Source organism: Clostridium sartagoforme (assembly GCF_039521405.1).
Lineage (GTDB): Bacteria > Bacillota > Clostridia > Clostridiales > Clostridiaceae > Clostridium > Clostridium sartagoforme.
The window spans coordinates 39,871-59,778 of the sequence record NZ_BAAACH010000002.1 but is presented as its reverse complement, the minus strand read 5'-3'; the positions used below and the strand labels follow the sequence as shown (position 1 = coordinate 59,778).

Annotated in this window: 21 protein-coding genes and 1 tRNA gene; 9 read left to right on the top strand and 13 right to left on the bottom strand. The window is 26.6% G+C overall.

Going from position 1 to position 19,908, the window contains the following annotated elements; genetic code table 11:
- Positions 1 to 242 precede the first annotated feature (242 nt).
- Positions 243 to 1,484 carry an HlyC/CorC family transporter gene (locus ABDZ60_RS00525; RefSeq protein WP_343775028.1) on the bottom strand — a complete coding sequence of 414 codons (1,242 nt, stop codon included), beginning with the start codon at positions 1,482 to 1,484 and terminating at the stop codon, positions 243 to 245.
- 333 nt (positions 1,485 to 1,817) lie between these two features.
- Here ABDZ60_RS00525 and ABDZ60_RS00520 point away from each other — a divergent pair, with 333 nt between their 5' ends.
- Both ABDZ60_RS00520 and ABDZ60_RS00515 read left to right on the top strand, forming a co-directional pair.
- Complete coding sequence (locus ABDZ60_RS00520; protein WP_047001783.1) at positions 1,818 to 2,150, top strand: hypothetical protein; 333 nt, start codon at positions 1,818 to 1,820, stop codon at positions 2,148 to 2,150.
- Between the two features lie 83 nt (positions 2,151 to 2,233).
- The gene (locus tag ABDZ60_RS00515; RefSeq protein WP_047001784.1) at positions 2,234 to 2,563 is read left to right on the top strand and encodes a FimB/Mfa2 family fimbrial subunit; all 330 of its coding nucleotides are present in this window, start codon (positions 2,234 to 2,236) and stop codon (positions 2,561 to 2,563) included.
- 140 nt (positions 2,564 to 2,703) lie between these two features.
- On the opposite strand, the gene ABDZ60_RS00510 is transcribed toward ABDZ60_RS00515, so the two are convergent.
- A tRNA-Arg gene (locus ABDZ60_RS00510) sits at positions 2,704 to 2,778 on the bottom strand.
- Between the two features lie 82 nt (positions 2,779 to 2,860).
- Positions 2,861 to 3,682 (bottom strand): staygreen family protein, encoded by an 822-nt coding sequence (locus tag ABDZ60_RS00505; protein ID WP_343775025.1) that lies wholly within the window; start codon positions 3,680 to 3,682, stop codon positions 2,861 to 2,863.
- Between the two features lie 378 nt (positions 3,683 to 4,060).
- Here ABDZ60_RS00505 and ABDZ60_RS00500 point away from each other — a divergent pair, with 378 nt between their 5' ends.
- The gene (locus ABDZ60_RS00500) at positions 4,061 to 4,786 is read left to right on the top strand and encodes a lysophospholipid acyltransferase family protein (RefSeq protein ID WP_047001786.1); all 726 of its coding nucleotides are present in this window, start codon (positions 4,061 to 4,063) and stop codon (positions 4,784 to 4,786) included.
- A gap of 74 nt (positions 4,787 to 4,860) precedes the next feature.
- On the opposite strand, the gene ABDZ60_RS00495 is transcribed toward ABDZ60_RS00500, so the two are convergent.
- Positions 4,861 to 5,985, bottom strand: coding sequence for a Fic family protein (locus tag ABDZ60_RS00495; RefSeq protein ID WP_343775023.1), 1,125 nt, complete (start codon positions 5,983 to 5,985; stop codon positions 4,861 to 4,863).
- 218 nt (positions 5,986 to 6,203) lie between these two features.
- Positions 6,204 to 6,710, bottom strand: coding sequence for a methylated-DNA--[protein]-cysteine S-methyltransferase (locus ABDZ60_RS00490; RefSeq protein ID WP_343775021.1), 507 nt, complete (start codon positions 6,708 to 6,710; stop codon positions 6,204 to 6,206).
- A gap of 287 nt (positions 6,711 to 6,997) precedes the next feature.
- On the opposite strand from ABDZ60_RS00490, the gene ABDZ60_RS00485 reads away from it, so the two are divergent.
- The gene (locus ABDZ60_RS00485) at positions 6,998 to 8,572 is read left to right on the top strand and encodes a DEAD/DEAH box helicase (RefSeq protein ID WP_047001789.1); all 1,575 of its coding nucleotides are present in this window, start codon (positions 6,998 to 7,000) and stop codon (positions 8,570 to 8,572) included.
- A gap of 52 nt (positions 8,573 to 8,624) precedes the next feature.
- Here the strand turns inward: ABDZ60_RS00485 and ABDZ60_RS00480 are convergent, their stop codons facing one another.
- Entirely contained in the window at positions 8,625 to 8,927 is a 303-nt protein-coding gene (locus tag ABDZ60_RS00480) for a hypothetical protein (RefSeq protein ID WP_047001790.1), read from the bottom strand.
- Between the two features lie 125 nt (positions 8,928 to 9,052).
- Here ABDZ60_RS00480 and rd point away from each other — a divergent pair, with 125 nt between their 5' ends.
- Positions 9,053 to 9,220: a rubredoxin gene (rd, locus tag ABDZ60_RS00475; RefSeq protein ID WP_016207869.1), complete on the top strand. Its 168-nt coding sequence runs from the start codon at positions 9,053 to 9,055 to the stop codon at positions 9,218 to 9,220.
- Between the two features lie 29 nt (positions 9,221 to 9,249).
- Here rd and ABDZ60_RS00470 read toward each other — a convergent pair whose 3' ends face one another.
- The 4 genes from ABDZ60_RS00470 to ABDZ60_RS00455 form a co-directional block, all read right to left on the bottom strand.
- Entirely contained in the window at positions 9,250 to 10,725 is a 1,476-nt protein-coding gene (locus ABDZ60_RS00470) for an N-6 DNA methylase (protein ID WP_343775016.1), read from the bottom strand.
- Between the two features lie 141 nt (positions 10,726 to 10,866).
- Entirely contained in the window at positions 10,867 to 11,472 is a 606-nt protein-coding gene (locus ABDZ60_RS00465; protein ID WP_343775014.1) for a GH25 family lysozyme, read from the bottom strand.
- A 72-nt stretch (positions 11,473 to 11,544) separates the two neighbouring features.
- The gene (locus ABDZ60_RS00460; protein WP_343775012.1) at positions 11,545 to 13,077 is read right to left on the bottom strand and encodes a peptidoglycan-binding protein; all 1,533 of its coding nucleotides are present in this window, start codon (positions 13,075 to 13,077) and stop codon (positions 11,545 to 11,547) included.
- A 111-nt stretch (positions 13,078 to 13,188) separates the two neighbouring features.
- A complete protein-coding gene (locus ABDZ60_RS00455) occupies positions 13,189 to 13,881 on the bottom strand; it encodes a PHP domain-containing protein (RefSeq protein ID WP_016207873.1) in 693 nt (230 codons plus the stop codon).
- Positions 13,882 to 14,051: 170 nt separating this feature from the next.
- On the opposite strand from ABDZ60_RS00455, the gene ABDZ60_RS00450 reads away from it, so the two are divergent.
- Positions 14,052 to 14,792 (top strand): 3'-5' exonuclease, encoded by a 741-nt coding sequence (locus ABDZ60_RS00450; RefSeq protein WP_343775009.1) that lies wholly within the window; start codon positions 14,052 to 14,054, stop codon positions 14,790 to 14,792.
- A gap of 170 nt (positions 14,793 to 14,962) precedes the next feature.
- Here the strand turns inward: ABDZ60_RS00450 and ABDZ60_RS00445 are convergent, their stop codons facing one another.
- Complete coding sequence (locus ABDZ60_RS00445; RefSeq protein ID WP_016207875.1) at positions 14,963 to 15,763, bottom strand: MurR/RpiR family transcriptional regulator; 801 nt, start codon at positions 15,761 to 15,763, stop codon at positions 14,963 to 14,965.
- Between the two features lie 284 nt (positions 15,764 to 16,047).
- On the bottom strand, positions 16,048 to 16,806 hold the full coding sequence (locus ABDZ60_RS00440; RefSeq protein WP_016207876.1) for a MerR family transcriptional regulator: 759 nt from the start codon (positions 16,804 to 16,806) through the stop codon (positions 16,048 to 16,050).
- Positions 16,807 to 17,070: 264 nt separating this feature from the next.
- Between ABDZ60_RS00440 and ABDZ60_RS00435 the strand changes: the two genes are divergently transcribed.
- Entirely contained in the window at positions 17,071 to 17,490 is a 420-nt protein-coding gene (locus tag ABDZ60_RS00435; RefSeq protein ID WP_016207877.1) for a cytidine deaminase, read from the top strand.
- A gap of 94 nt (positions 17,491 to 17,584) precedes the next feature.
- Here ABDZ60_RS00435 and ABDZ60_RS00430 read toward each other — a convergent pair whose 3' ends face one another.
- Positions 17,585 to 18,325 carry a hypothetical protein gene (locus ABDZ60_RS00430; protein ID WP_016207878.1) on the bottom strand — a complete coding sequence of 247 codons (741 nt, stop codon included), beginning with the start codon at positions 18,323 to 18,325 and terminating at the stop codon, positions 17,585 to 17,587.
- Positions 18,326 to 18,724: 399 nt separating this feature from the next.
- Here ABDZ60_RS00430 and ABDZ60_RS00425 point away from each other — a divergent pair, with 399 nt between their 5' ends.
- The gene (locus tag ABDZ60_RS00425) at positions 18,725 to 19,003 is read left to right on the top strand and encodes a CD3324 family protein (protein WP_016207879.1); all 279 of its coding nucleotides are present in this window, start codon (positions 18,725 to 18,727) and stop codon (positions 19,001 to 19,003) included.
- Positions 19,004 to 19,225: 222 nt separating this feature from the next.
- Positions 19,226 to 19,885 (top strand): elongation factor G-binding protein, encoded by a 660-nt coding sequence (locus tag ABDZ60_RS00420; RefSeq protein ID WP_343775003.1) that lies wholly within the window; start codon positions 19,226 to 19,228, stop codon positions 19,883 to 19,885.
- Positions 19,886 to 19,908 lie beyond the last annotated feature (23 nt).

Below are 19,908 nucleotides of genomic sequence, written 5' to 3'. Positions count from 1 at the left end.
CAGTAGATAGGGCTTCATACTAAGTTCAGTTATCGTTACACTCAACTTCACTAAGTATTCATTCCTACACCAACTAAACTTAAGCTTTACGTAGTAAAACATCCCCAACTCTTTCACTTTTTCACTCTTAACTTTTCACCTATAAATTGCTTCACAATTTATATCTAACCTGTTACTTGTTACCTGTTCCAGATTCCCTTATCCCATAAACTGTGAACCGTGAATTGTGCACTGTGAACTGATTAAGTAAATATTCTAACCTTTTTAATTCTATTTTTATCCACTTCTTCAACCACAAATCTAATATTATTAAGTTTAACTTCTTCTAATTGTTCAGGAAACCTTCCTAATTCTCCTATTACCAATCCACCTACAGAATCAAACTCTTCAGATTCCATAGCAACACCTATCAAATCTCCTATATGATCTAGTCTAGCACTTCCATCAACTATATATTCATCTTCCTTAACTACAACTATATCGCTATTTTCGTCATCATATTCATCTTCGATTTCTCCTACAACTTCTTCAATTAAGTCTTCTATAGTGACTATACCAACATTTCCACCATATTCATCTAGTACAACTGCCATATGATTTCTATTCTTTTTCATTTCATTAAACAACTCTGTAATTTTTTTGAATTCAAAAGTATAATAAGGTTCTCTCATGTAATCTGAAACCTTAAAATTTTCTTTACTTTGAGCTGCTATTATTAAATCTTTAACATTTAGTACTCCTATAACATCATCTATATTTTGATTATAAACTGGTATTCTTGAGAATTGCTCAGTTTTAATAACATTTATGACTTCATCATAAGTAGAATTAATATCTACTGCTACTACATCAACTCTTTGAACCATAACATCTTTAACTTGAGAATCTGCAAATTCAAAGACATTAAATATCATTTCTTTTTCTACATCCTCAAGCACACCTTCCTCTTCACTAACTCCTACCATTGTCTTTAATTCTTCTTCAGTTATAAATGGTTCATTAGCTTTTGGATCTCCACCTAAGATTTTTATAAATAACCCCGATATAGCTGAAAATACAACTACAAAAGGTCTAAATAATTTCACTATTACATTTATAGGTTTACTTACCTTCAACGCTACACTTTCTGAGTTTTGTTTAGCTATAGATTTTGGAGTTATTTCACCAAATATAAGAACTAATATAGTCATTACAATAGTCACAACACCAACTGAACCTTCTCCAAAAGCCTTAACAGCAACTGATGTTGCTAATGCAGAGGCACCTATGTTGACTACATTATTTCCTATTAATATTGCTCCTAATAACCTACTTGGATCTTCTGCAAGCCTTTCAACTAGCTTTGCTCCTTTAACTCCTTCTTCTACCATATGTCTTATTCTAATTTTACTTAGTGCCATTAAGGCAGTTTCTGACATAGAGAAAAATCCTGACATCAACAATAATATTACTAATAATACTATCTGCCACGTATAACTCTCCAAATTAATTCACACTCCTAAATTAAATATTTTTATTTTATTATATCATATATTAAAATTGATAATTTATTTTAATATAACTTCCAATAAATATTCTATACTATATGATATTTGCCATATATAACTTATATAATTAAAATTTTTTATTTATATAAAAAATCTATCTTTTAATTCACAGCTAATAATATTTTATCCACAACTTAGCTTCATTTTCATGTATATCCTGTGTATAACCTTGTAAATTATCTACATTACTAAATTTTACTTAAAAAACTAAGCATATACTGAATACTATCATTTTTATTACACAGAATAAAGTGGAAAGGTGGTGAAAAAATGAAAAGATTTCTTTCAGCATTTTTAATATCCTTTTATTTGATTTTTAATACAATTGGGTTAAAGTGCGCTTTTTCTCAGAGTAATATATATGCACAGGGTATTTATACTTTATCTGATTTTAATACATCAAAAACTAGTACTTTCACTATTCAAAATGTTTCTAGAACTGAACATATGTATTTATTTGTTTTTGACGAAAACCTAGGTGTAGTAGAATTATTAAGATTACCACCTAATTCACCGAAAGTTGATACAGTCCCCATCAATCCTGACTATACCATATTACTAATTGGTAAAGGAGAGCTATATTTAACACCTATTAACGCTTAATAGTTATTCTGTTTTAAAAAAACTTAAAAATAAACTTCATAAAGTTTTGTGTCTTAAGTACAGAGAAAGGATTGATAGTCATTATGAAGAAGTTTATTCTTACAATTTTATTCTCTATATATTTATCATTTAATATAATTGGTTTAACACCTGCACTAACTAATCCTAAAACCTATAAACAGGGCATTTATAGCTTATCCGATTTTAATATCTCGAAAAATAACACTTATTCAATTAGAAATTCTTCAAAAACTAATGATATCAGGGTGTTAATTTTTGATGAAAATTATCTTTTACTTCAAAACGTAAGTCTGCCTAAAAACACACTAGATATAGATACCACACTTCCGCTAAACCCTGAATACTCATTAGTAGTGATTGGAAATGGAGAACTAACTATTACACCTAAATAATCATGAATACTAAAGTTATTATTCGTATCATTGAAAGTTATTTAATATAGTATATTTTAATCACTGCTAAATTAATCTTTAAATTTTATATAAAAAACAAAAGCATCCAATCCTTTATATTACAAGGTTTGAATGCTTTGTGGTATCCCCAACAGGGATCGAACCTGTATCTGTCCCTTAGGAGGGGACTGTTCTATCCATTGAACTATGGAGACATAATCAACAAATAAATTGTATAATAACATTAATTATATGTCAACATTATCCTACTACTATAATATACTCCATAGCCATTATTTATTCTTTTACCTTTTTAACTATCACATTGTTTGGCTTCACAATAAACTCTATTGAAACATTCCTACTAATAGAATTCATTTTTATTTTTGTTACTATAAATACTTCATATATTTTCTCACATCCATCTAAAGTTTTTAATTCTTCTATATCTACTATTTCACATTTTTCAATATTGTATCTTATATTACTTCCATATAAAACACATAGTCTATTTTCTATATATGGATTTAGAAGATTAAGTATGATGCTTTCTTGCATAGTAATTTTACATTTCTTCTTTCTAATAAGAGAATTTTTTCTTTCTTCTACCCACTTTTCTTCTTCATCTTCCTCAAGTTCATATTCATCATAATCATCTATATATTTATAATTTTTTAATTTCCCCCAATTTTCAACCTTATAAAACTCCTCATATCTTGAATTAAATTTGATAAATATATCTGCTTCATCTAAATTATTATGTTTTTTAATTAATTCTAAGTCGCCTTGTCTTATAGCTGTAATAGCTATAGGTAGCTTTTCTCTAAAAATTTTATTTCTTATTTCTATTTTATTCTTATCCCTTTCAATTCCATCTACATTCAAATATAAACATAAAACGTAATTTCTACCATTTTGGAACCATCTAGCAAATACCTCATCCCTCTTATTACTTATATTAGATTTATCATAATGCTTAGCTACTGTTACTAATATCTCGCCGGTTTCATCTGAATGAGTAACTGTATATTTACGTGGAATTATAGGCCCATCTTGTGATATTCCACTCTTGAAATCAACCTTCAGTTTCCCCTGGTTTCGCTTATTCAAACCTTTCACCTCTAAAATGCTTTTTATTACTTACTATATGCTTGCATGTTATATTTTGCGAAGCATTTTTCAATTCACAGTTCACAAGGCACAGTGCACAGTTGTTTTTATTTTTTTAGGTAACAGGGAACAAGCTCAATTATAGTCTGCTCCACTTAACTAAGTTTTTAATTTACCTCACCAATTATTTTTTACCAATAGCTTAATTCATTATTAATTTAAATTCTTAATATAAGTTGGCGAAGGTAAATAGACGGTGAAATAAGCATATCTATTTATCATAGCCTTTATATTCGCAATTTAAAACTTATATGCTTTTCTATATTCCAACTTTGTTATATACTTTATTTATGGTATTTTAATAATTTTTGAAAGGATTTGATTTGCATGCTTAGATCTATTGCTTGGTATGTAGTTTTCTTCATGGGTTTGCTACGTAGTATTCCTAGTATGATAAAAACTAAAAGATTTAATGAAAAAGATATGGCAGAAGAAAAGGAGCGTCTTACTTTTAAGGCAACCTCAGCTTGGGCTAATAGCCTTTTAAAAGTTGCTGGAGTTCGTGTTAATGTTCATGGATTAGAAAACCTTCCTAAAGATCAAAATGTATTATTTATAGGAAATCATCAAGGAAATTTTGATATTCCAATATATATTAGTAAAATTCCTGTCCCTAAGGGATTTGTTTCTAAAATAGAAGTTAAAAAAATTCCTGGGGTCAGCACTTGGATGGAATATATGCATTGTGTCTTTATGGATAGGAGTAATTTAAGAAAAGCTGGAGAAGCTATTATTCAAGGAGTTAAAGTTTTGAAGAATGGTCATTCATTAGTCATATTCCCAGAGGGTACAAGGAGTAAGGGTGATAAAATGGGTGAATTTAAAGCTGGAAGTTTTAAATTAGCTACAAAATCTAAAGTTCCAATAGTACCTGTTACAATGAGTGGATCTTATAAAATAATGGAGTCTAATAAACGTAAATGGATTATAAAACCAGCAAATGTAGATTTATATATTCATCCAGCTATAGAAACAACTAATTTAACTAAAGAAGAGCAAGATATTTTACCTAAAAAGGTATATGAAATAGTTAAAAGTAAACTACCTAATTAGGACTAAATTAGTAAAACAGATATGAAGCTATAATTCATATCTGTTTTATTTTATTTTTTACTATTTAGATAATTTTACTCCTCAAAATTATCTACAATTGTGGATATATCATTTTTATAGTATTCATATCTTTTTCCTGATTTAGCAATCCTAAAAAAGCCTAGTGTAACTAAATAGTTTAAATCACTTCTAGCAGTTTCGTAAGATACATTTAGTTTCTTTTTATAATCATCAATAGTTACAACATTATTTTTTGAAGTTAAGACACTATTAATAAACTTCATACATCTTTCTTCTAGCTTTACATCATTCTTTTCAATTAATTCCTTCAATATCTTTTTCCCAAATTTATAATTTAACTCCATATTTAAAACTTCAATAGAATTTCTAAGTATGTCTAAATAAAATTTAATAAAATAAGTTATATCACCATTTGAATATAAGCTATTTTCAATTGCTGTATTGTATTTTTTCAACTTCTCTTTTATTAAAGGAGATATTGAACAATATTTTATAACTTCATATCCATTTATCAATAGATATTTGTATGTTAAAAGCTCTGAAATTATGGCATTATGTTTTATAAAAGGATTATTGATTATTACATACAGATGTATGACTGCAGCCTTTGTTAAAATACTCTTTTCTTCATATTTATTCATTAAAAGCAATAAATTTTCTATATTATGTCCATCTTCTATAATTCTACTAATACTATATTTATTTTTACTATTCACCTTATTGATTTTATCAGGTTCTAAATCTTCCATTTCAATTATGTTATATAAATTACACAGAAAATCTTCATCAATAATATTACTATTATTAATAATATTTATTATATCATTAATTTTCTTCTCTGATATCTCTATATCATTTAAAGAAAGTAACTGAGATATTTCTAAACTTTCTGCTGATTTGTTTAGGTTATCCTTTATCTTTGAAGATATATAATTAAATACTCCCAAATTATTAGCTTCATTAATAAATTCAATATTACTATCTATACTTTCTGTATTATTAAACCAATAATCAGTTATTGGTTTAAAGTCACAATTATTTTTCTTAGATAATTTTAACCTTTCTCCTTGAATTGTTTCCCATATTTTTCCCAATTCTTCTTTTTCAAATATCCTTCTTGAAATTTGTTTTTTACTAAAATATAAACTGTTAAAATCTTGCATAAGTTGATTGTCCATAGCTATCCTCACTTTTATTACTACTTAAATACTATTATAATACTATTCTTATAACGAAAAATCTCTAGTTTAATTACTAATAATATACTATTATAATACTTTTTAATTATATATTAAAATACTTATACTTATTTTTCAATAATATTATTAACAAAATAAAAAGGGGAGAGATATAACCCGCCCCATAATATGTAAATTTATCTATTCTCAATATTTGTTTATTTTTGTATATTTCTTTTTTCAAAATTAATAAGTTTTTCTTGAATATCTGTATGATTTCCTGCATATCCTAATAACATTCCATTCTTACCAGTCACTCTATGACATGGAATTATTATAGGAATTGGATTAGCCCTATTAGCTTGCCCTATTGCCCTTACCGCTTTCTCATTTCCTATAGACTTTGCTATATAGCTGTAACTCTTTAATTCACCATATGGAATTTTCACTAATTCATTCCATACTAATTTTCTAAATTCAGTACCTTCTATATCTAAAGCTAAGTCAAATTCCATCCTTTTTCCTTTAAAGTATTCCTCTAACTGAATAATTACATCCATACATATATTTTTATCTTCTATTAAATTTTGTTTTTCCTTAAATTCAATCCATTCTTCTTCTATTAACTCAATCATTCTTAATCCATCTGAACTTTTTACTATATATATTGGTCCTATAATGCTACTGATTTTATAGAAGTATAAATTTTTCGTGGTTTTTTCCATATTATCCCTCCTATCAAACGTTTACTTATTGTTTTTTGAATATTTATTACAAAATAACTTATTTTACTAGTAAATAATACGAGCATATTTTTAAATTATAGTGTATACTAAGCTAGTTGACAAAGAATAATATATAATTTATAGTAATTATTTGGAATTTTTAAAATTATATTATAAATTCCTTTGCTCCATGGAATGTTAATATTATATACCCGTCGTAAAATTTAAAAATATATATTATATTTAATTATAGATTATTTTAAATACTAAAAGAAAGAGGATTTTGAATGAATGAAATAAAATTTAATAACTTAGGGCTTAAGGATAGCCTTTTAAAATCTATTACTGATTTAGGTTTTGAAAAACCATCTCAAATACAAGCTGAGGCAATACCTGTTGCAATACAAGGATATGATCTTATAGGGCAAGCTCAAACAGGTACTGGTAAAACTGCTGCTTTTGGCTGTGGTATCATTAATCACATAACTAAGAATGATGGCCTTAGAGCTATAATATTAGCTCCTACAAGAGAACTGGCTATTCAGGTTAATGATGAATTAAAAAGATTATCAAAATATGATGATTTATCAGTATTACCGATTTACGGTGGAGATTCTATAGTAAATCAAATAAGAGCATTAAAGAGAAATGTAAATATAGTAGTTGGTACTCCTGGTAGAGTTCTTGATCATATAAAAAGAGGAACTATTAAATTAGATGGCATTAAATTTTTAGTTTTAGATGAAGCTGATGAAATGCTTAATATGGGATTTATCGATGATTTAGAAGACATAATAAAGCAATTACCTAGTGAAAGACAAACTTTATTATTCTCAGCAACAATGCCTGATCAAATAAGAAAATTAGCAAAAAGATATATGAAACCTGATGCTAAGCAAATTTCTATAAAGAAAACTTCTATGACAGTTTCTACAATAAGTCAAAGTTTCTTTGAAATATCTCACAAAACAAGATTTGAAGCACTTTGTAGAGTTTTAGATTATGATACTCCATCATCTGCTATAATCTTCTGCAGAACTAAAAAAGGCGTTGATGAATTAGTTGAAGGTATGCAATCAAGAGGTTATATAGTTGAAGGTATGCATGGTGATATGTCTCAAGCACACAGAATAAGAACTTTAAGAAAATTCAAAGAAGGTTCACTAAATTACTTAATCGCAACTGATGTAGCTGCAAGAGGTATAGATGTTGAAGGTATAACTCATGTTATAAATTATGACTTACCACAAGATGTTGAAAGCTATGTCCACAGAATTGGTAGAACAGGTAGAGCAAATAGAGAAGGTATTGCTTACTCTTTAGTTTCTCCAAAAGAATTTTCGATGTTAAAACAAATAAAATCAGTAACTAAGAGTGATATAACTAGAAAAGCTATTCCTACAGTTAATGATATATTTGATAATAAATCTAAATCTATTTTAGAAGATGTTACTAATACTATTACAGATTCTGATTATTCAAAGTTTATTCCAGTAGCAAAAGAGCTTGTTGAAAAATTTGATTCTATAGAGATTATTGCTGCATTAATAAAGAATAAATTTAATGATGAGCTACTTGAAACTTATACAAATGATGTTTTAGAAGCTCCTAAATCAGAGGATATAAGATTATTTTTATCTATAGGAAGAAGAGATGGAATAAACCCTAAAACTCTAGTTAATTTTATTAAAGATACAGCTAGAATAAAAGCTTCTTCAATTGGTGATATAGACATATTAGAAAACTTCTCTTTTGTAAATATATCTCCTGACGTTAAGGATAAAGTTCTTGATAAATGTATCGGTGTTAAGCTTAATAAAAGAAAAGTAAACATTGAGGTCGCTAACAAAAAAAGAAGATAATCATAAAAGTAAGGCTATTTAATGCGTATCATGCTTAAAATAGCCTTTTGTATTATTTACATTTATTTTTTATGCCTTCATAAATATATATTAAATAATCAATATTCTTTTCTTCCTTTTCTAAAATTTTAATTCTATCTTCTACTTTTTTTATTGACTCTCTAGCTTCGTCAAAATCCTTATGATTTATACATGCACTTGTATATTGCAATAAATAATCTATTTTCAATACTATCTCTGCTAAGTCCTCCCTATCATCATTAACTAAGTCTACTAATATAGAATATATTTTAGGTGATGTATCTTTTCTTACACTACTTAATAAATCATTATTTTTACTATTTTTTCTTCCCATAACTTTACCTCTTTTCTAAAAAGCTCTTATATTATTTTTTCACTATTTATAATAATTTATATCATATTTTAATACTATACCCAATACATTTTAAAATATAAAGGAAATTTAGGAGGTTTATATTAATGCAACAATATATCTGTGTGCCTTGTACCTATGTTTATGATCCTGAATATGGAGATCCTAATAACGGAATAGATCCAGATACCCCATTTGAAGACTTACCAGATGATTGGGTTTGCCCTGTATGTGGTGCCTCAAAAGATGAATTTGAGCCTTTAGATGAAGAGTAAAATAAAAAAACAGTCGTGAGGACTGTTTTTTATGTTCTTTTAATCAAATTACTTTTAAATTTATTAATATATGAAATTGTTTCTTTAGATAATTTAGATGTACCATTGATTATATTATCTATCTCTATTAAAATTTCATTCATATTTTCTCTCTGTTCAGCCATATTATAAGCTTTATTTCCTAGGTTATTTAACTTCTCCTTTGTTACATTATCAAAATTTAATAATGGAATTCTAGAAACATATCCTGAGGTAATCATATTACTTCTGTTTAAAACGCCTCTCACTAAATAAGTTACTAAAGTAGAATTTAAATATGCTAATATCCAAAATATATCCTTATCATCGCATATAATACATGTATTTACTCCAAAGGTACTACTTTTAGGTAACTTACATGCTGTAAATTGAACTCCCATAGATGAGCAAATCACTCCAGGCTTATATAATAACTCTTTATTTCTTACTATAAAATTAGAAACTTCTTTTGATATGTTTATGAAATCTTTATGTATATACATTACTTTATCCGTATAATATCTATCCTTACCTGGGTTTTTGTAAAATGGTATTATATATGGATCTTTATTTTCTCTAGATAAATATTGTCCATCATTCCCTGTTGATATTCCTGTTATACACTTAAATTCATCTCCAAGTCTATTATGATTAAATAAACATTTAATATCTCTTGGACATTCTATCAAAAATTCATTATTATCGTTTTTATTATTTAATATAACATCCTCTATTGAATATACATTATCACAAGTTCTTGAAGAATTTAAGAAATTAATTAATTCATTCTTATCTATAAATCTATTTTTTAATATTATATTTCCTTGGTAATCCAATCCCTTTTGTAATATAACTATACTAGTTCTAACTTCGGCTCCTTGCTCTAGAAATAAATCTGTTGGACACATTATAATTTCATGTATAGTACAACTTTTTAATATTTTTTCTCTTAAGCCAATATAACTTTTAGATGTCATAAATGAATCTTGAGTTATTATACCTATTACAGCTCCCTCTTTTGCTAGATCTATAATAGCAGATATAAACATTCCATACATATTATGAATACCTACATCTTTAAAATACCTTTTTAATATTTTTTTATTATTTCTTATATATTTTACTTCATGGCAATTATATGGAGGATTTAACACATAATAATCATAACTTAAAAATTCTTCAGCATTAATGCATTCATAATAATACTCAATAAAATCCATATTCTTAAAATTACAATTATACTTCTCCTTATATCTAATAATATCCATACCATAAGTCTTAATTTTAAATCCATTAAAAGGTTCTAGCATTTCTTCTTTAGCACAACATGGGTCAAAAACGCTTTTGCCCTCTTTATTTATATCTACTACTCTTTTTGTGATATAATCACATATAAAAGTTGGAGTTGAATAATATCCTACTTCTCTTTTATCTATAACTACTTCATCTATAATATTTTCCTTTAATATCTTATTTTTTCTTCCCATAAGTATTCTCTCCAAAACTTAAATTGCTTCATTTACTGTTAATTATACACCATAACTTATTTTAGTATTTAAATTTTATACTTTCTTATACAAAAAATAAGCCTACCCTTTAACCCTATAGGTAAGCTTACTATAATTATATTAATTAGACAATAATATTTCCTCTGTAAATATATCTAATGGACAATAGCTGCTTATTCCTTGAATATTCCCAGATTCTGAATATTGAAAGCCTATCCATTCATCCCATATAGGATTTTCTTCAGGTTTTTCTACGTCATAATTTGCTATCCATAGTGGATACCTTCCTAACTCTTTAGTAAGACTTGCTCTCGCAAAGCTTGTATATGTGTACACTACCACTTCTTTTCCTGTAATACTTTTTACTTCTTCTAGAAATATTATACAATTTTTAGATAATTCATCAGCATTACATCCATCTGTTATTTCTATATCTAATGCTAATTTACAATTAAAGTCCTTTTTCTTTACATAACTTGAAAAATAGTTTGCTTGAATTTTAGCATCTACCTTAGGCCTAAAAAAATGATAAAACCCTATAAGTATATCATTACTTTTACTTTTTAAGTAATATTCATCTGCTCTTGGATTTAAATAGTGACTACCTTCAGTTGCTTTTATATATACAACTTCAATACCATTTTCTTTAACTTCCTTGAAATTAACCTCTCCTTGCCAGCTTGATATATCAATTCCCTTATATTTTCCAAAGTTTATTGATTGCATACCCATCTTCTCCTCTATAGTTTAATTTTTCTCCTAAGATATACTATGCAATCATTATGAAAAAGTGGACATTTATAAATTTGTATAAACATTCACTATCTTATTCCAAGTATATGGACCCACTACCCCATCTGTTTCTAGCCCATATAGTTTTTGAAATTTTATAACTGTATCTCTAGTAACATTCCCAAACACACCATCTACAATAAGATCAGTAGGTATATTATACTCATTCGTTATTGTTTTAAGATAATATTGAAACTCAATTACTTTATTTCCTCTTGATCCTTCTTTCATGGGATACCCCGGATATTTACCATCCCACTTTGGTTCATAAGAATCAGTAGGTTCCCGTATTCCTCCTGTCCCTAAATCTATTTCTAACTCCTGATTTAATTCCGCTAATCTCTTTATTCCTACATATACACTTGATAAATTATACCAAGTCACTCTTCCCACAATACCATCTGTAACTAAATTAAATACCCTCTGAAATACTTTTACCGATTGCTCGGTCTCTCTTCCAAACACCCCACTTTCAGGATATATCTTTGGGATAGCTGGAAAGTTCTTAGATATCATATTTAGATATTTTTGAATTACTTTAACATTATTATTTACATCATTAATTCTTAATGCTTTGCCTGGATATGATTCAGGTATTCCTTCAATAATTGTAGCTCTAATAAGCTCCTTGTCAGTTCCAAAATAATATTTAATTATATCTAACGCCTTCATTCCCTTCTTAGCTAAATCCACAGTTCCCCATTGAGATAATCCTGCACACCTGACTGATGTTCCATTGCAATATTGAGAGAAAAAAGGTGTTCTATTACCAACAGTTCGTATATATTCATTAAAAATGTCATCCACTATTTTACTTATATTATCGAATATATTTCTTCCCTTTATAAAGTATTGATCGTAGGCGGTTGAATTGGTTATTTGAAATGAGTAACCTCTATTTCTATACCATTCAGTATACACTCTATTTAATGCAAATGATATTTGGCAATATATATTAGCCCTTATTGCTTCTTCTGGCCAAGTAGGATAAATTTCACTAGAAGCAACATTCTTAATATAATCAATAAACCTTACTTTAATATTTTCTGACGATGAATTGGGCGTTCCTAAATGTACAACTATAAATTCAGGTACGAATACATCTTTAAGAACAAATGGAGTCATTAAAAGGTTCTTATTAATACTTGTGTACTCTTGTTGCTCATTTACCATAGCATTTTCAGATAAGTTTTCTAAATTTATTGTATTATTATAATCTTTAATCTCAATATTTTGTATTGATGTTATTCCATCAAATACACTTATACCTCTTACTATAATTGGATTAACTCCTTCTACGCTAACTTCTAAATCATAAATTTTATATGGGATTATAAATTGACTATTCGGGCTTTGAGATAAACTTTTATCTACAGTTTCTAGTGGTATAATTGTACTTTTTCCACTTATATCAAATGCATTATATTTTTCATAAACTATATTTCTGGACTTAGCATTAATAATTTTTAAATTTGCTTTTGTCTTTGGTAATAAGTTTTCCACTTTAAATAACCTTACTAATATATATCCTGTAGACAAAATCGATACCCTCCAAATATATTGTTTTACTATTCTATTCACTTAAAAGGTTATATGTGATAAATCCCTTTTTGTCGTGGTAGTTGTGAATGATGCTTATATTTGTATGCTTTAATTTCCATTTAAATTTAAAATTTTTATAAAATCACTTATTTCATCACTTTCTAGATAAATTTGTCCAAGAGTTCCATGTTTCATATCTAGCTTATTTAAAGAATGAAAATCTGAACCTGCTGTATATATAATATTCTTTTTCTTTGCAATACTCATAAAATATTCTGTTTCATTTTCTTTATTTCTATAGTATTTAGCTTCTATTCCATCAAAATTTAAATTAATTATCTCTTTAAATATATTTTTGTTTAACAATGTTGGATGAGCTAACACAACTTTCGCATTATAATGGTGTAAAAATTCTATTCCTGCTGATGTTATTATTTTTCCAGCTTCTGATTTAAAACTTAACTTTCCTTTAAAATAAATTTGGCACGCCTTAAATCTTCTAGCACGCAAATTATTTAAAATTAACTTAAACTCAGTACTTTCGTACTTATCATCAGTAAAATACCCTAATATATGAACTTTTTGCCCTTTAAATCTTGTTGATAGTTCTATTCCCGGTATAACCTTTACTCCATGAATTTTTCCCACTTTGATAGCTTGCTTATTTCCACTTATAGTATTATGATCCGTTAAGGCTATTATATCTACTCTTCTTTCTTTAGCTAATAATACAACTTCTCCGGGTTTTAAATCTCCATCTGATTCTGTTGAGTGAATATGAAAATCTCCTTTTGTGTACATTACTTAATCCCTTATAATTACTTATAATTTATATATATTTTGAAATAATAATTTTTGCCATATTATTTTTATGGAAATTTATAAAGATAATATATAATATATCTATTAAAAAGGTTAGAATAAGTTATATAAAATAAAACTTTTATTAATCTTGGAAGAAGGTAATTTAAATGAATTATATATTCTATGATTTAGAATTTAACCAAAATAATATTAATACTCCTAATAATATATCTATATCTCAATTACCTTTTGAAATAATTCAAATTGGTGCACTAAAGCTTAATGAGAGCTTAGAAGTTATATCAACATTTAATGAATTCGTAAGGCCTACTGTATATAATGATATCAATCCTTACGTAGAAAATATTACAAAAATAACGAAAGATATGCTGGCTAAATGTGATACATTTACTATCACTTATAATAGATTTATAGAGTTTATTGGAAATGAAGATTTAGTGCTATGTGTGTGGGGAAAAGCTGATTTAAGAGAATTTATAAGAAATATAAAATTTAATAATTTATCTACCGAAATATTTCCTACGAAATATATAGATGTGCAAAAACATACTTCTAAATTTTTCAAACTTTCCAAAGGAACTCAAATCGGTTTAAAAACAGCTGTTGAGCTTTTGAACATAGAATTTCAAAAAAATTTTCATAATGCCTTTTATGATGCTTTTTATACAGCTGAAGTTTTCAAAAAAATTATTAATGATAATATAGTTCCTGAAAACTATATTTATGTTAATAGGAATGCTACAAAAAATACATATAGAAATAAAATTGATACTGTTTCACTATTTAAGCAATTTAATAAAATGTACAATAGAGAAATGTCTGAAGAAGAAAAATCCATTATAAAAACTGCATATAACATGGGGAGAACTAAACAATTTATGAAATAATTTGCAAGATAAATTATTTTATTAACAATGCACAATTGACAATTAAGGATATTTTACTATGTAAAACTTAAAATTCAATTGATACAAAGCACCTTTTATTTGAAAGTTTACTAGTCCTTTATTCCTTAATTGACAATTGTTGGTTATTGGTTGTTAATTCCTTTATTTTCTTAACTATTTATAATAGCGTTAATAGTAATTTGCATCTTATTACTTAAATCAGTGTCTTTTAATAAAACCATAGATATTAAGTCAAGAAGATACATAACAGAAAATTGAGTATTAATAAATCTACTTCTGTCAATAAAATTTGGATTATATACCATAAACTTAATATCTGAATATTTACTTATAGAGCTTTCTTCAAAACTTGTTATTGAAACTGTTTTGGCTCCATTTTCTTTTGATTTTCTTAATGAATGTACAACTTCTTGAGTTTCTCCTGATATAGAAATTCCTATTACTAAATCTTCTTCTGATACTATTGAGCTATTTATAATCATCATATGAGAATCAGAAATAGAGTGCACACTAAAACCCATTCTAAGAAGTCTATGCATCATTTCATTGCCTGTTAAGCCAGAACTTCCTACACCATATATGTATATATTTTTAGCCTTTTTTATTTCTTTTACTACCTTCAATATTGCTTCTTTGTCTATTAACATTTTAGTTCTTTCTATAACTTCATTATAGTATTGATAAGCAGCTGAAAATATACCCTCTTCATCAATAGATGGTACTTCTATTTTATTTGCTCCAAGCTCTATCTTCATATCTACAAAGCTATTACAGCCTATCTTTTTGGCAAACCTTGTTATAGTGGCTCCTGATGTTCCTATTTCCTTTGCCAAATCAGTTATACTTATATTCTTTATTTTATCACCATATTGCATAATATAGTCTGCTATATCCCTTTCCTTACCAGAAAACTCTCCATACGTTTTTTGTATCTTATATAAAATATCCACTTGAAATCCTCCATAAATTTAGAACTTACTTCTATGTAAATTATTTTATTTTGACGTAATTAATTAAATAAACTATATTAAATAACTGAGTTAACTATAGAATATCATTAAAATAAATTAAATAAAAGATGTAAAGATTTATACTCTACTTAAAAATATTATAATATTCCTATGGATTCTCTGATAATTCAAATAATATTATATTGAAAAGCTGAAACTATTTGCATAGTTTCAGCTTTCTTTAATTTATATTCTAATAATTTTATATTATAGATGGTACATAGTTATTTTGCATATCTTACGATAATGTCTCTTAAAGTCTTAGCTATATCCTTACCGCCCCTATCATTGTAGTATTTCGCAAATCTTTCATCTGCAACATACATTTCAGCTAGCCCTATATGTGCTTCTGCTGAATAAGTTGGCCATGAAAAACTTAACCATTCTTTATGCTTCTCATATACAGATTTTGCTTCATTCGAGCTTATATCACTTGTTTTTGTAACTGCAGCTAAAGCTTCAAACATTTCACATTCAATTTGCTGCATCTTTTTAAAGTCCTCTTCACTCATATTTAAAAATTTCTTATTAGATTCTTCAACTGTTTCTTTCCCATATTTTTCTCTTATTTCCTTACCATACTTTACTTCGTTCTCTTGTAGCTTTTCTTTTTTAAATCCTTCAAATTTTTCTTTATTTGACATCTCTATCTCTCCCTTATTATATTTTAATGTTTTTTCCACTGTTAAAATCAATTGATCAAGTTGATTTCGTCTGGAAATAAGTCTTTGGTGATGCTCAATTAAAGATTGGCAAATATCAAAATTAGGCTTAGAAACTATCTCTTGTATATCCTCTAATCTCATATCCATAGATCTATAAAGCAATATTTGTTGTAATAAGTCTACCTCTCTTTTACCATAAATTCGGTATCCAGAAGAATTTACCCTACACGGCTTTAATAGTCCAATTTCATCATAGTATCTAAGTGTTCGTGTACTTACTCCTGCCAATTCAGCTAGCTTTTTAATTGTATATTCCATATCATTACCTCCTGACATTTTTAATAATAAGGCATTACGTTGCGTGAATGTCAATACTTAAAATTAAACTTTTTATTTAAATTGCGAAACAAAATAAATCCTATGGTATTAATATGACATTTTATATAACAAAAATGTTTTGTATTTAAAGCATTATATACATGTAAAAATTTTAGTGTTATAATAATAATCCATTTATTGTTATATACTATTGCTAGTAGATATTAATAAATGAATTATTATAGAAAGTGTCAGGTGAAATTTATGATTGATGCAAAATTATTAGTTGAAAAGGCTTATGAAGCTCAAAAATTTGCTTATACTCCTTATTCTGGATTTAATGTTGGTGCAGCTCTACTTGGTACAAACGGAAAAATATATTTAGGCTGTAATATAGAAAATGCAGCTTTCTCACCAACTAATTGTGCTGAAAGAACAGCTTTCTTTAAAGCTATTTCAGAAGGTCAGCGTGAATTTTTAGCAATTGCCATAGTAGGCAATAAAGATGATGCAGAAAATACAGAGTATTGTGCTCCTTGTGGTGTGTGTAGACAGGTACTAGCAGAATTTTGCGATCCTAAAACATTTAAAATTTATCTTGCTAAAAATAAAGATGATTTTAAAGAATATTTACTAGAAGAATTACTTCCATTAGGATTTACTAGTAAGGATCTCGATAGATAAATGGAACTTATAAATATACTAAGTTTGAAAAGGAATACAAGAGTTATATACTCTTATATTCCTTAAAATCTTATTTTTTCTTTTATTTTAAAAGCTATAATTTTTTATTAATAAAATTAATCATAATGTTTTTATTCTCTCTAAATTGTATTAATCTATTAACATTAGCTCCTGAAGGATGTGGAAAGCCTTTAAGTATCTGTCCTTTTATTATTATACCTTCACCTTCTAATTTACATAAAACCTCCTCTACAGCCTTACCTAATGGTATTAATAAAATTTGCTCTCTATTATCTAGACTTCTAAATTCATTAATAAAACTTTCATATATATACTTCATTAAAAATTTGTTCTTTATCATCTTTGGAGTATGCCCTGAATAATTTTGTTTGTTAAAAAAAACAGGATAAGGAATTAAAGAAAATGTATGTAGAAAATAATCACTTTTTTCAAACATATCACTGCAACTATTTAGATTTAAGACCTTATTTAAATTTATTTCATCTAACATACTTATTATATTTTTTCTTATTATTCCACTAAAACGTCCCGCTACCTTACACTTATACTGTATATTTTTAATATCGCTTCCTAATTCAAGTTCTTTTCTAGCTGTTGCTATAGATATGCTCATTTGTTGGAATCCCGGTGTTATTCCAATAATAAATACCTTGGCTTTTGAATTCAAATATTCATTATGTGGAGAATAATATATCTCTAAATTATTTTCTTTATCCATTAAAAAATCATTAATTAATAGCTCATCCTTGCTATACTTATCCTTTATTGGTAATTTAATTATTTTCTCTTTATAATCATGCAATGTCTTTTTCATAATATTCCTCATAAGTAATTAAACTTTCATTATCTACTGAAATCCTTCTATTTAACTCTTTTATATTTTTTTCATAAAAATTACTTTTTATAACTAAATCTTGGTTTATTAAATATTGTTAATACTTGTGAAGATAGTAAATAATATATTGTATTTATATATATTCATCATGTTATAATAATAGTAATTATAATGTATTGGGGGTGTTTTTATGAAAGTCTGTAATACATTCAGCTATAAATCAGCTTGCTCCTGCAAAGACTATACAAAGTCAGCTATACTTTGTTTGGAGCCTAAGCTGTTAAATTAGCTGAAGTGCATAAATCATTTAGGCTCTATAACGCATAGCTTTTTGTATTCTTTGCTTTAATACTTTAATAAAAGTGAAGGAGTAAAGAAATGAAATATGCAAAGGCACAAGATGTGTTACCAGAGGAAATTATTAAAATAATACAGGAATATATTGATGGAAAGTATCTTTATGTCCCTAGGAAAGATGACAATCATAAATCCTGGGGAGAAAAAAGTGGTATAAGACATAGTCTTAAGATAAGAAATAATGAGATTTATAAAAAGTATATTAATGGATCTACTATTAATGAATTAACTAAGGAGTACTATCTATCAGAAAAAAGTATAAGAAGAATAATAAGTCAAGAAAGACATACAGGCTCATAATTGTTACAGAATTATTTATTAGATTGAATACTTATTTGAAACTATGTTATTCTTTCATTGTAGAATCAATGGAAGTTATTACTTATAATTTAAAACAAAATTCAAAGGAAATGATTGTGAATATATGATGCTTTTAAATTAAGATGATTATTTTTAACTTCAATTGGAGTAATAATAATCATCTTTTTATTTTATAAATTATTTAAGATAGGAGGGAACTTTATGAATACCTTTATAAAAAAACATGAATTTAATTATATAAAAAAGTGCTTAAAAGATTTAAATAATGCTTTTACTGGATGTGTAGACATTAATATTATCGAATCTACTAAAATATATATTCAAAATAAAATATTAAATATTTTTGTTGATTTATCTGAACAAGAAAAGGATTTACTTGATATTAGTAAAATAACTAAATCATATCATATTGATAAATATTTAGATGATTTAAATGAATATGTTTATGGAATGCCAATTATAACAAATGCTCAAATTAACAGATTGTTTAAAAAAGAAAAAAAATTTAAATTACCAAGCAAAGATGCTCAGGAATCAAAAAATGTTTACCTAGGGTGGGTTGATGACTCCATAAAGAAATTATTTATAGCTTATAATATGAATGATAACCTTGTTGGTATGACATGTAGAATTTCAAATCCAGACTTTCACAATGCTCATATATGTGTACTCTGTAATCGTGTGGGAAAAGCTGATGAAATAGCATCAGTTTCACCTATTTGTAAAACTAATAATTCTAAAGAAGGTGGATATAAATCACTTGGATTTAACATATGTTTAGACAGTAAAACTTGCAATGATAGAATTGTATCAATAGAGAAACTTGAAAAACTCTTAAAAGATGTCAATAATATAAAATAATAATTACTCTATAATTTTAATAA

What these genes read in the sequence shown, in the direction of transcription:
- ABDZ60_RS00520 (WP_047001783.1), top strand. Translation starts at nt 1,818, where the DNA reads ATGAAAAGATTTCTTTCAGCATTTTTAATATCCTTTTATTTGATTTTT.
- ABDZ60_RS00515 (WP_047001784.1), top strand. Translation starts at nt 2,234, where the DNA reads ATGAAGAAGTTTATTCTTACAATTTTATTCTCTATATATTTATCATTT.
- ABDZ60_RS00500 (WP_047001786.1), top strand. Translation starts at nt 4,061, where the DNA reads ATGCTTAGATCTATTGCTTGGTATGTAGTTTTCTTCATGGGTTTGCTA.
- ABDZ60_RS00495 (WP_343775023.1), bottom strand. Translation starts at nt 5,985, where the DNA reads ATGGACAATCAACTTATGCAAGATTTTAACAGTTTATATTTTAGTAAA.
- ABDZ60_RS00490 (WP_343775021.1), bottom strand. Translation starts at nt 6,710, where the DNA reads ATGGAAAAAACCACGAAAAATTTATACTTCTATAAAATCAGTAGCATT.
- ABDZ60_RS00485 (WP_047001789.1), top strand. Translation starts at nt 6,998, where the DNA reads ATGAATGAAATAAAATTTAATAACTTAGGGCTTAAGGATAGCCTTTTA.
- ABDZ60_RS00480 (WP_047001790.1), bottom strand. Translation starts at nt 8,927, where the DNA reads ATGGGAAGAAAAAATAGTAAAAATAATGATTTATTAAGTAGTGTAAGA.
- rd (WP_016207869.1), top strand. Translation starts at nt 9,053, where the DNA reads ATGCAACAATATATCTGTGTGCCTTGTACCTATGTTTATGATCCTGAA.
- ABDZ60_RS00470 (WP_343775016.1), bottom strand. Translation starts at nt 10,725, where the DNA reads ATGGGAAGAAAAAATAAGATATTAAAGGAAAATATTATAGATGAAGTA.
- ABDZ60_RS00465 (WP_343775014.1), bottom strand. Translation starts at nt 11,472, where the DNA reads ATGCAATCAATAAACTTTGGAAAATATAAGGGAATTGATATATCAAGC.
- ABDZ60_RS00455 (WP_016207873.1), bottom strand. Translation starts at nt 13,881, where the DNA reads ATGTACACAAAAGGAGATTTTCATATTCACTCAACAGAATCAGATGGA.
- ABDZ60_RS00450 (WP_343775009.1), top strand. Translation starts at nt 14,052, where the DNA reads ATGAATTATATATTCTATGATTTAGAATTTAACCAAAATAATATTAAT.
- ABDZ60_RS00440 (WP_016207876.1), bottom strand. Translation starts at nt 16,806, where the DNA reads ATGGAATATACAATTAAAAAGCTAGCTGAATTGGCAGGAGTAAGTACA.
- ABDZ60_RS00435 (WP_016207877.1), top strand. Translation starts at nt 17,071, where the DNA reads ATGATTGATGCAAAATTATTAGTTGAAAAGGCTTATGAAGCTCAAAAA.
- ABDZ60_RS00430 (WP_016207878.1), bottom strand. Translation starts at nt 18,325, where the DNA reads ATGAAAAAGACATTGCATGATTATAAAGAGAAAATAATTAAATTACCA.
- ABDZ60_RS00425 (WP_016207879.1), top strand. Translation starts at nt 18,725, where the DNA reads ATGAAATATGCAAAGGCACAAGATGTGTTACCAGAGGAAATTATTAAA.
- ABDZ60_RS00420 (WP_343775003.1), top strand. Translation starts at nt 19,226, where the DNA reads ATGAATACCTTTATAAAAAAACATGAATTTAATTATATAAAAAAGTGC.